The sequence below is a fragment of the Kitasatospora sp. NPDC015121 genome, assembly GCF_055562955.1.
Window position 1 is genome coordinate 54,483 of record NZ_JBVHEH010000020.1, and the last position, 9,891, is coordinate 64,373.

The 9,891-nt window shown below is 75.7% G+C and carries 5 protein-coding genes; 3 read left to right on the forward strand and 2 right to left on the reverse strand.

The window, feature by feature from the left end; genetic code table 11:
- Positions 1–39: 39 nt before the first annotated feature.
- Complete coding sequence (locus tag ACZ3J7_RS27855; RefSeq protein ID WP_465625674.1) at positions 40–4,320, reverse strand: HAMP domain-containing protein; 4,281 nt, start codon at positions 4,318–4,320, stop codon at positions 40–42.
- Between the two features lie 224 nt (positions 4,321–4,544).
- Positions 4,545–8,312: a SpoIIE family protein phosphatase gene (locus ACZ3J7_RS27860; protein WP_465625792.1), complete on the reverse strand. Its 3,768-nt coding sequence runs from the start codon at positions 8,310–8,312 to the stop codon at positions 4,545–4,547.
- 208 nt (positions 8,313–8,520) lie between these two features.
- Between ACZ3J7_RS27860 and ACZ3J7_RS27865 the strand changes: the two genes are divergently transcribed.
- The 3 genes from ACZ3J7_RS27865 to ACZ3J7_RS27875 all read left to right on the forward strand — a co-directional run bounded on the left by ACZ3J7_RS27865 (position 8,521) and on the right by ACZ3J7_RS27875 (position 9,800).
- Positions 8,521–8,892, forward strand: a complete 372-nt coding sequence (locus ACZ3J7_RS27865) for an STAS domain-containing protein (RefSeq protein ID WP_465625676.1) — start codon at positions 8,521–8,523, stop codon at positions 8,890–8,892.
- 176 nt (positions 8,893–9,068) lie between these two features.
- Entirely contained in the window at positions 9,069–9,497 is a 429-nt protein-coding gene (locus ACZ3J7_RS27870; protein ID WP_465625678.1) for an ATP-binding protein, read from the forward strand.
- A 129-nt stretch (positions 9,498–9,626) separates the two neighbouring features.
- A complete protein-coding gene (locus ACZ3J7_RS27875) occupies positions 9,627–9,800 on the forward strand; it encodes a CsbD family protein (protein WP_465625680.1) in 174 nt (57 codons plus the stop codon).
- The last annotated feature ends 91 nt before the right edge of the window (positions 9,801–9,891 follow it).

A 9,891-nucleotide genomic window follows, 5' to 3' on the forward strand; every position in this document is an offset into this window, starting at 1 on the left:
CTGGCGGCTCGGGCGGGGCGGGCGGACGGGTCGGCGGGGCTACCGGGCGAGCAGGTGGGCCTCCATCCGGCTGATCAGCACGCCCGCGTCGACCGGCTTGGTGATGTAGTCGCTGGCCCCGGAGCCCAGGCTCTTCTCCCGGTCGCCGACCATCGCCTTGGCGGTCACCGCGATGATCGGCAGCGCCGCGTGCTGCGGCATCGCGCGGATCGCCGCGGTGGCGGTGTAGCCGTCCATCTCGGGCATCATCACGTCCATCAGGATGACGTCGATGTCCGGGTTGGCGGCCAGCGTCTCCAGCGCGGCCCGCCCGTTCTCGGCCTGCAGCACCCGCATGCCGTGCAGTTCGAGGATGCCGGTGATGGCGTACAGGTTGCGGTCGTCGTCGTCGACGACCAGCACCAGGCGGCCGTTCAGCGCGGAGTCCCCGGCCTCCCAGGGGGCCTCCGGCGGGGCCGGGCGCACCAGCGGGACGTCACCGGGACGGTCGGCGCTCATGTGCAGGGCGATCCGCTCGCGCAGCTCGTCGAGGCTGGAGATCACCTCCAGCGGCCGGCCGTCGGGGCGGGAGAGCGCGTCGGCGCCGCCCGTCGTCCCCCGGTTGCTGTGGACCAGCACCGGTACGCCCTGCAGCGCGGGGTCGCGGTCCATGTCGCGCAGCAGCGCGGGGGCCGCGCCGTCGGGCAGGTCGAGGGCCAGCACCACGCAGTGCGAGGGGGCCGAGGCCAGCACGGCCGCGGCCTCCGCCGCGCCGACCGCGGTGACCACCTCGACCCGGGGCCGGCCGTCCCCGCCCCCGGACAGGCCGGGCGGCTCGGCGGTGGCGTTCTCGGCGACCAGCGACAGCAGGCCGCCCGCCCGCTCCTCCACCACCAGCAGCCGGCGCGGCTGCGGCGCCGTGGTGCTCTCCTCGGCGCCCTGGGCCGGGGCGTCGGCGTCCGCGTCCCGTTCCCCGTCCGGCGAGCCGGCCCGCGGGCCGCCCTCCAGGGCGAGGAACTCCGGACGGGCGACCGGCAGGAACAGCGTGAAGGTGCTGCCGCTGCCCAGCACGCTCTCGGCGGTGATCACGCCGCCCAGCAGGTAGGCGATCTCCCGGCTGATGGACAGGCCGAGGCCGGTGCCGCCGTACTTGCGGCTGGTGGTGCCGTCGGCCTGCTGGAACGCGCCGAAGACGCTCTCCAGGTGCTCCGGCGCGATGCCGATGCCGGTGTCGGAGACCTGGAAGGCCAGCACCGGTCCGCCGCGCCGCACCCCCTCGGGGACCCGGTCCTGCGGCGCGAGGCCGATCCGCAGCTCGACCCGGCCCCGCTCGGTGAACTTCACCGCGTTGGAGAGCAGGTTCCGCAGCACCTGGCGCAGCCGGTAGTCGTCGGTGACCAGCTCCTCCGGCACGTCCGCCGAGGTGCGGACGGTGAAGGCCAGGTTCTTCTGCCCGGTCAGCGGCTTGAAGGTGGCCTCGGCGTAGTCCAGCAGGCTGCGCAGCGCCACCGGCTCCGGGCTGAGGTCCATCTTCCCGGCCTCGACCTTGGACAGGTCCAGGATGTCGTTGATCAGCTGCAGCAGGTCCGAGCCGGCCGAGTGGATGATGCCCGCGTACTCGACCTGCTTGGCGGTCAGGTTCCGGGTCGGGTTCTGGGCGAGCAGCTGGGCCAGGATCAGCAGGCTGTTCAGCGGGGTGCGCAGCTCGTGGCTCATGTTCGCCAGGAACTCCGACTTGTAGGTGGAGGCCAGCGAGAGCTGGTGCGCCCGCTCCTCCAGCTCCTGCCGGGCCTGCTCGATCTCCAGGTTCTTGGTCTCGATGTCCCGGTTCTGGGCGGCCAGCAGGGCGGCCTTCTCCTCCAGCTCCGCGTTGGAGGCCTGGAGCTCCTCCTGCCGGGCCTGCAACTCCTGCGAGCGGGCCTGCAGTTCGGAGGTCAGCCGCTGCGACTCGCCCAGCAGCTCGTCGGTGCGGGCGTTGGCGACGATCGTGTTGAGGTTGACGCCGACGGTCTCCATCAACTGGTCGAGGAAGGCCCGGTGCACGGCCGCGTACGGCCGGATCGAGGCCAGCTCGATCACGCCGAGCACCTGGTCCTCCACCACGATCGGGACGACCAGCAGCGACAGCTCCTCGGTCCGGCCCAGGCCGGAGGAGGCCGCCAGGTAGCCGGCCGGCAGGGCGTCCGCGGCGATGGTGCGCCGGCTGCGGGCGGCCTGCCCGACGAACGACTCGCCGAGCCGGAAGCTGGTGGGCCGCCCGCCGTCCGGGTACGCGTACGAGCCGATCAGCCGCAGCAGGGTGCCGCCGTCGGTCTCCTCGGCCAGGTAGAACGCGCCGACCTGCGCGCCGACCAGCGGGGTCAGCTCGTCCATCACGGCCTCGGCGACCACGGCCAGGTCACGCCGGCCCTGGAGCAGGCCGGAGAAGCGGGCCAGGTTGGTCTTCAGCCAGTCCTGCTCCTCGTTGGCGCGGGTGGTCTCGCGCAGCGAGCCGACCATCGCGTTGACGTTGTCCTTGAGGTCGGCGACCTCGCCGGACGCGTCGACGGTGACCGAGCGGGTCAGGTCGCCCGCCGCGACCGCGCTGGCCACCTCGGCGATCGCGCGGACCTGCCGGGTGAGGTTCCCGGCGAGCTCGTTGACGTTCTCGGTCAGGCGCTTCCAGGTGCCGGAGACGCCCTCCACCTCGGCCTGGCCGCCGAGCCGGCCCTCGCTGCCGACCTCGCGGGCGACGCGGGTGACCTCGGCGGCGAAGGAACTCAGCTGGTCCACCATGGTGTTGATGGTGGTCTTGAGCTCCAGGATCTCGCCGCGCGCGTCGACGTCGATCTTGCGGGTCAGGTCGCCGTTGGCGACCGCGGTGGTGACCTGCGCGATGTTGCGGACCTGCGAGGTCAGGTTGTGCGCCATGAAGTTGACGTTGTCGGTGAGGTCCTTCCAGGTGCCCGCGACGTTCGGCACCCGGGCCTGGCCGCCGAGGATGCCCTCGGTGCCGACCTCGCGGGCCACGCGGGTCACCTCGTCGGCGAAGGCCGACAGGGTGTCCACCATCGTGTTGATCACCCCGGCCAGCGCGGCGACCTCGCCCTCCGCCTCGACGGTGATCTTCTGGCTGAGGTCGCCGCGCGCCACCGCGGTGGCGACCTGGGCGATCGACCGGACCTGGCCGGTCAGGTTGGACGCCATCACGTTGACGTTGTCGGTCAGGTCCTTCCAGGTGCCGGAGACGCCCCGGACGGTGGCCTGCCCGCCCAGGTTGCCGGCCGTGCCGACCTCGCGGGCCACGCGGGTGACCTCGTCGGCGAACGCGGAGAGCTGGTCGACCATCGTGTTGATGGTCTCCTTCAGCTCCAGGATCTCGCCCCGGGCGTCCACCCGGATCTTCTGCGTCAGGTCGCCCTTGGCGACCGCCGTGGTGACCTGCGCGATCGCCCGGACCTGCGCGGTCAGGTTGTCGGCCATCACGTTCACCGACTCGGTCAGGTCGCGCCAGGTGCCGGAGACGTCGCGGACGTCCGCCTGGCCGCCCAGCCGGCCCTCGGTGCCGACCTCGCGGGCCACCCGGGTGACCTCGCCGGCGAACGAACTCAGCTGGTCGACCATCGTGTTGATGGTGTCCTTCAGCTCCAGGATCTCGCCGCGCGCCGTCACGGTGATCTTCTGCGACAGGTCGCCCTCGGCCACCGCGGTGGCGACCTGCGCGATCGCCCGGACCTGGCCGGTCAGGTTGCCCGCCATCGAGTTCACCGAGTCGGTCAGGTCGCGCCACGTCCCGGAGACGCCCTTCACGTCCGCCTGGCCGCCGAGGATGCCCTCGGTGCCGACCTCGCGGGCCACGCGGGTGACCTCGCCGGCGAACGCGGAGAGCTGGTCGACCATCGTGTTGACGGTGTTCTTCAGCTCCAGGATCTCGCCCCGGGCGTCCACGGTGATCTTCTGCGACAGGTCGCCCTTGGCGACCGCGGTGGCGACCTGCGCGATGTCGCGGACCTGGGTGGTCAGGTTGCCCGCCATCGCGTTGACCGAGTCGGTCAGGTCCTCCCAGGTGCCGGAGACCCCCGGCACCACGGCCTGACCGCCGAGCTGGCCCTCGGTGCCCACCTCGCGGGCCACCCGGGTCACCTCGGAGGTGAACCGCGACAACTGGTCCACCATGCCGTTGAACACGGTCGCGATCTCACCCAGCAGACCGTCCGAGTTCCCGGCCAGCTTGGTGCTGAAATTCCCGTCGCGCACCGCCGTCAGCCCCGCCAACAGCGAACGGAGCTCGGCCTCACCGATCGTCGACCGGTCGGCCACCGCTCCCTGCCGCGCGTCCCGCGACGTCGTCGAGCCAGCCATCGAAAGCTCCGCCTCCTGCCACGCCCCGCCGTGCGGCCGGGCAACCGAACAAGCGCACAGGTCACCGGGAACCACCCGTACGGCGGTCCTACCGGGCCCCGGGCGAGGCTACCCCAGCCCTCGCGAACGGGGGCAAAACCCCAGGTGGGGGCGGGGGTGCGGCCCGCCGGAGGCGGTGGTCGGACCGAGACCGGGCGGCGATCGGGCCGGGGCCGGGGCGGTGGTCAGGCCGGGTCCGGGGCGGCGGGCCGCCGGTACAGCAGCACGGCGACGTCGTCCTCGTAGCCGTCGGCGGGGGCCAGCCGGGCCGTCACGTGACCCGGCAGCTCGGCCGTCGGCAGGCCCGCACCCGACACGACCGCCCGCCCGGCCCGCGCGATGCCCTCGGCCAGGTTCTCGCGCCGCCGCTCCACCAGCCCGTCCGTGTACAGCAGCAGCGTCGAGCCGCCCGGCAGGAACGCCGCCGCCTCCGGGCGCGGCCGCCCCGGCCGCACCGCCAGCGGCAGGGCCCGGCCCTCCTCCAGCAGCTCGGTGCCGCCGCCCGCCAGGACCAGCACCCCGGGCGGGTGCCCGGCGCTGGAGTAGCGCAGCTCACCGGAGGCCGGGTCGAGGACGCCGCAGAACACCGTGCTGCACACCGCCCCGGGCAGGGCCGCCGCGAACGCGTCCAGCGCCGCCAGCGTCCGGGCCGGACTGTGGTCCTGCAGCAGCAGGGCCCGGCAGGCGCTGCGCAACTGCCCCATCACCCCCGCCGCGGCCAGCCCGCGCCCGACGCAGTCGCCCACGATGACGCCGATCCGGCCGTCCGGCAGCGGCACGGTGTCGTACCAGTCGCCGCCGACCTCCAGCGGCGGGGTGGCCGGCTCGTACCGGGCCGCGAAGCCCTCCGGCAGCCGGGCCGGCCCCAGGATGGCGTGCTGCAGGGCGATCGCCGTCTCGCGCTGCTGGTCGATCCGGTGCGCCCGGCCCAGCCCCTGGGCGAGCCGGCCGCCCAGCAGCGCCAGCAGCAGCTCGTCCTCCCGGGTGAAGGGCCGGTGCCCGCCCAGCTCGACCGCCAGGGCCAGCGGCCCGTCGGGGTGCTCCAGCCGGAGGCCCGTCCACGACGGTCCCGGGACGGGCGTGAGGGCGGGCGCGTCGGCCAGCGCGGCCAGCGCCGCCCGCTGCTCCGCCGGCAGCCCCGCCCAGTCCGGGCCGGGCCCGGCGGCCGTCAGCCGGGGCCGGCCGCCGCCGCGGTCGAAGCGCACCGCCAGCACCCGGCGGGCCCGCCACAGCCCGCGCAGCTCCACCAGCGCCCCGGCCAGCGCCTCCTCGGCCCCGGCCGCCCCGGCCAGGCGGTCGGTCAGCGCCGCCAGGGCGCTCTCCCGCTGGACGGCGTAGTACTCGGCCGTGACGTCCCGGAAGGTGCCCACCGTGACGGTGCGCCCGCTCGCCGGGTCCGTCACCCGGTTGAAGGTGGCGTGCGCCCACACCCGCCGGCCGTCCCGGTGCACGGCCGGGACGGTGGCGCTGCCCCGGTCCTCCGCCTGCGAGGCGGCCAGCGCCCCGGCCGCCCGCCGGTGACCCTCCGGGTCGGTCGCCGGGTCCGGCCACCACGGGTGCGGCGCCGGGTAGGGCACCCCCTCGGGGCCGTAGCCCAGCACCTCGCCGAACGCCGCGTTGACCCGGACCACGGCGCCGTCCTCGTCGCAGACGAAGAAGGCGTCCTGCAGCGACTCCACCAGCGCCTCGTGCCAGCGCGAGTGCCGCTCGCGCAGCCGCGCCAGCCGCAGCGCCGAACGCACCCGGACCAGCAGGTCGGCGGTGGCGAACGGCTTCACCAGGTAGTCGTCGGCCCCCGACTCGAAACCGTCGACGGCGTCGTCCCGGCCGGCCCGCGCGGACAGCAGCAGCACCGGCAGGGCGGCCGTGCGCGGATCGGCGCGCAGCGCCGCGACCAGCTGCAGGCCGTCCGTGCCGGGCATCATCACGTCGCTGATCACCAGCTCGGGCGCCGACCCGGGCGGCGCGGCGCGGAGGGCGGCGAGCGCCCGGTCGCCGTCGCCGACCGCGGTGACCCGGTGGCCCGCCCCGCGCAGGATCCGGGCCAGGTAGTCGCGCATGTCGGCGTTGTCGTCGACGACCAGGACGTGCGCTCCCGCGCCGGACTCCTCGTCGGTCCCGGCTGTCCCGGCGGCTCCGGCGGCTCCGGCGGCTTCAGCGGTTCCGGTGGCTCCGGCGGTCCCGTCCGGGTGGGCGTCCCAGCGCAGGGCCTCCTGGACGAACGCCTCCGCCTCGACGGCCGGACGGTCGGCCGGGACGGGGGAGTGGCCCACCGCGAGGGGCAGGTCGACCGTGAAGGTGGTGCCGCGCCCCTCGACGGAGGCGGCGCTGATCGTCCCGCCGTGCAGGTCGACGAGCTCCTTGGCCAGGGCCAGGCCGATGCCGCTGCCCTCGTGCGAGCGCGCCCGGACGTCCTCGACCCGGTGGAAGCGGTCGAACAGCCGCGGCAGCTCCGCGGCGGGGACCCCGACGCCGGTGTCCTCGACACTGACCAGGGCCCGCCCGTCCCGCTCGCGCACCCGGACCCGGACCGTCCCCTCGAAGGTGAACTTCAGGGCGTTGCCCAGCAGGTTGAACACCACCTTCTCCCACAGCCCCGGGTCCACCGCCACCGGCGCGCTCAGCGGCGGGCAGTCGACCTCCAGGGCCAGCCCGGCCCGCCGGAGCGCCGGGCGGAACACCGCCGCCAGCTCGGCGGTGACCCCCGCCAGGTCCACCGGCCGCGGCCGGGCCCGCATCCGGCCCGCCTCGATCCGGGAGAAGTCCAGCAGGGTGTCGACCAGCCGGCCCAGCCGCAGCGCGTTGCGGTGGACGGTCTCCACGTCCTCGCGGACGTCCGGGTCGGCGTCCGCGAGCCGCCGCCGCAGGTCCTCGGCCGGGCCGGCGATCAGCGTCAGCGGGGTGCGCAGCTCGTGGCTGACGTTCGAGAAGAACGCGGTCTTCGCCCGGTCCAGCTCGGCCAACTGCTCCGCCCGCCGCCGCTGCGCCTCGTGCCCGCGGGCGCTGGCGACCCCCGCCGCCAGCCGGTCCGCGACCAGGTCGACGAAGCCGAGGCAGCCGTCGTCCGGCGGACGGTGCGGGTTGAGGCCGACGACCAGGAAACCGCTCGGCCCGCCGCCGTCCGGACCGTTCAGCGGCACCACCCGGGCCTGCCGGGGCGGCACCTCCCAGGCCCCGCGCGGCAGGTCGGCGAACGGGCCCCCGGCCGGCAGCGGCAGGGACGCGGACGCCCCGCCGCGGACCACCGCGACCGGCCACGGCCCCTCCTCGCCGGGCCCGATCCGCGCGGGCGCGGCCGGGTGCCCGTCCGGCACGCCGGAGGAGGCGGCCAGCCGGGCGCCGCCCCGCCCGTCGAACAGGTACGTCAGGGTGAAGGGCAGGTCGTGCGGGTTGCGGGCGAGCTGGTCGGCGCCGAACGCCAGGAACTCGTCCTCGGTGCGCACCGCCCCCGGGTCGGAGCCCAGGTCGCGCAGCGTCGCCATCCGGCGCTCCGCGACCACCCGCTGGGTGTCCTCGCTGACCACGCACAGCACGCCCGCCACCTCGTCCGCCTCGTCGCGCAACGGGCTGTAGGAGAACGTGTGGTAGGTCTCCTCGCGGTAGCCGGACCGCTCCAGGTACAGCAGCAGCGCCTCGTCCCAGGTCGCCTCGCCCTCGGTCAGGACGTGCTCGATCCGCGGCCGGGCGTCCGCCCAGACCTCCGCCCACACCTCCCGGAACGGCCGGCCCAGCGCCCACGGGTACTTGCCGCCCAGCGTGTCGCGCCGGTACGCGCCGTTGCAGAGGAACGTCAGCTCGGGGCCCCACGCCATCCACATCGAGAACCGCGAGGACAGCACGGTGTCCACCGCCGAACGCAGGCTCTGCGGCCAGTGGGCCGGGTCGCCCAGCGGCGTGGCCGCCCAGTCCACCCGCGCCAGGTCGGCGCCCACCACCGGATCGGCGCCGAACACCTCCCGAGACCGCTCCCGCGTCACCGGGTTCCTCCCTCCGACCCGACGCCGCCCGCCGCGGTGCCGTCGCCCATTGTGCCGGGTGCGCGCCCGGCGCCTGCGGCTGCCCGCTCGACGCCCGGGCAACCGCCCCGGGCAACTGCCCCGGGCGGCCGCCAAGGCGCGTGCGCCCGACGGGAGTCGCGCCGGGCGCCCTACGATGGCCGCTATGACCGACCACACCCCGGGGACGCCCGAGCCGACGGTGCTGCACCTGCGCGGAGACCTCGACCACGACAACGAGCGCGAACTCGCCGCCGAGGTGGAGGCCGCCGCCGCCCGCAGCACCGGCCTCCTCGTCCTCGACGTCTCGGCGGTCAGCTTCGCCGACTCCTCCGCCCTGCGGACCCTGGTGCTGGCGCAGCAGCGCGCGGAGGAGTCCGGCAGCACCCTGGTCCTGCTCGGACCGCTCGGGCCCGCGCTCCAGCGCCTGCTGGAGATCACCGCCACCGACGACTACTTCACCGTCGTCGACACCCTCCCGCAGGCCCGCGCGGCCGCCGCCCAGGCCCCGCCCGCCCCCGGCCCCGGCCCGGTCTGAGCGCGCCCCGCCCCCACCCGATCCGCCCCCGCCGGGCCCCGGCCGCACCCCGTCCGACCGCGTGCCGTCCCGGCCGCATCATCCGCCCCCGTCGGGGCACAAGCCCACCGGTCCCCGCCGCACGTCCGGCCTCGCGAGCCGGCACACCCGGTGCCGTAGACGATTCGAGGTCGTTCATGTCCCACCACGACGCCCGACCGCCGTCCCCGGAGGTCGCCGTCCCCGGAGGGCAGCCGGCACCGGCCGTGCGGACGGCCGGGCAGGCCCGCGCCGCCCTCACCCGGCTGCTGGAGGCCGCCGGGCACCCCGGCGGCCGGGTGCTGGCCGACGCGCACCTCGCGGTGACCGAGCTCGTGGCCAACGCCGTGCGCCACGGCGGCGGCCTGACCGGCTTCGTCGCCCGCCTCGCCCCCGGCGGGACCAGGCTGGTCGTCGAGGTCGAGGACGCCGACGACCGCCACCCGGTCGCCCAGCCCCTGCACGACCGGGACCCCGCCACCGCCGGCGGCCGGGGCTGGGCCATCGTCCAGGCCCTCTCCGACAGCTGCCACGTCGAGGCGCTGCCCGTCGGCGGCAAGCGGATCCGGGTCACCTTCCCGCTGTAGCGCGCGACGGTGCGGCGGCGGTGCGGTGGCGGTGCGGTGGCGGGGTGTTCCGGACGGAGAGGCATCTTTCCGGCGAACCGGGGCATACGGCACGGCGACAGTGTCGGAACCGACGGTCGGGAGGCCACCATGAGCACGGGCGACAAGATCCAGAACGCCGGCGAGAAGGCCAAGGGCGCGGCGAAGGAGGCCGCGGGCAAGGCGGTCGGCAACGAACGGCTGGAAGCCGAGGGCAAGGCCGACCAGGCCAAGGGCGACCTCAAGCAGGCCGGCGAGAAGGCCAAGGACGCCTTCAAGCGCTGACGCACCACCCCGCGGGGGCCCCCGCCCCCCCCCCCCCGGGGCCCCCCCCCCCCCCCCCGGGCCCGGGGGGGGCCCCAAGCGGCGGCCCGTG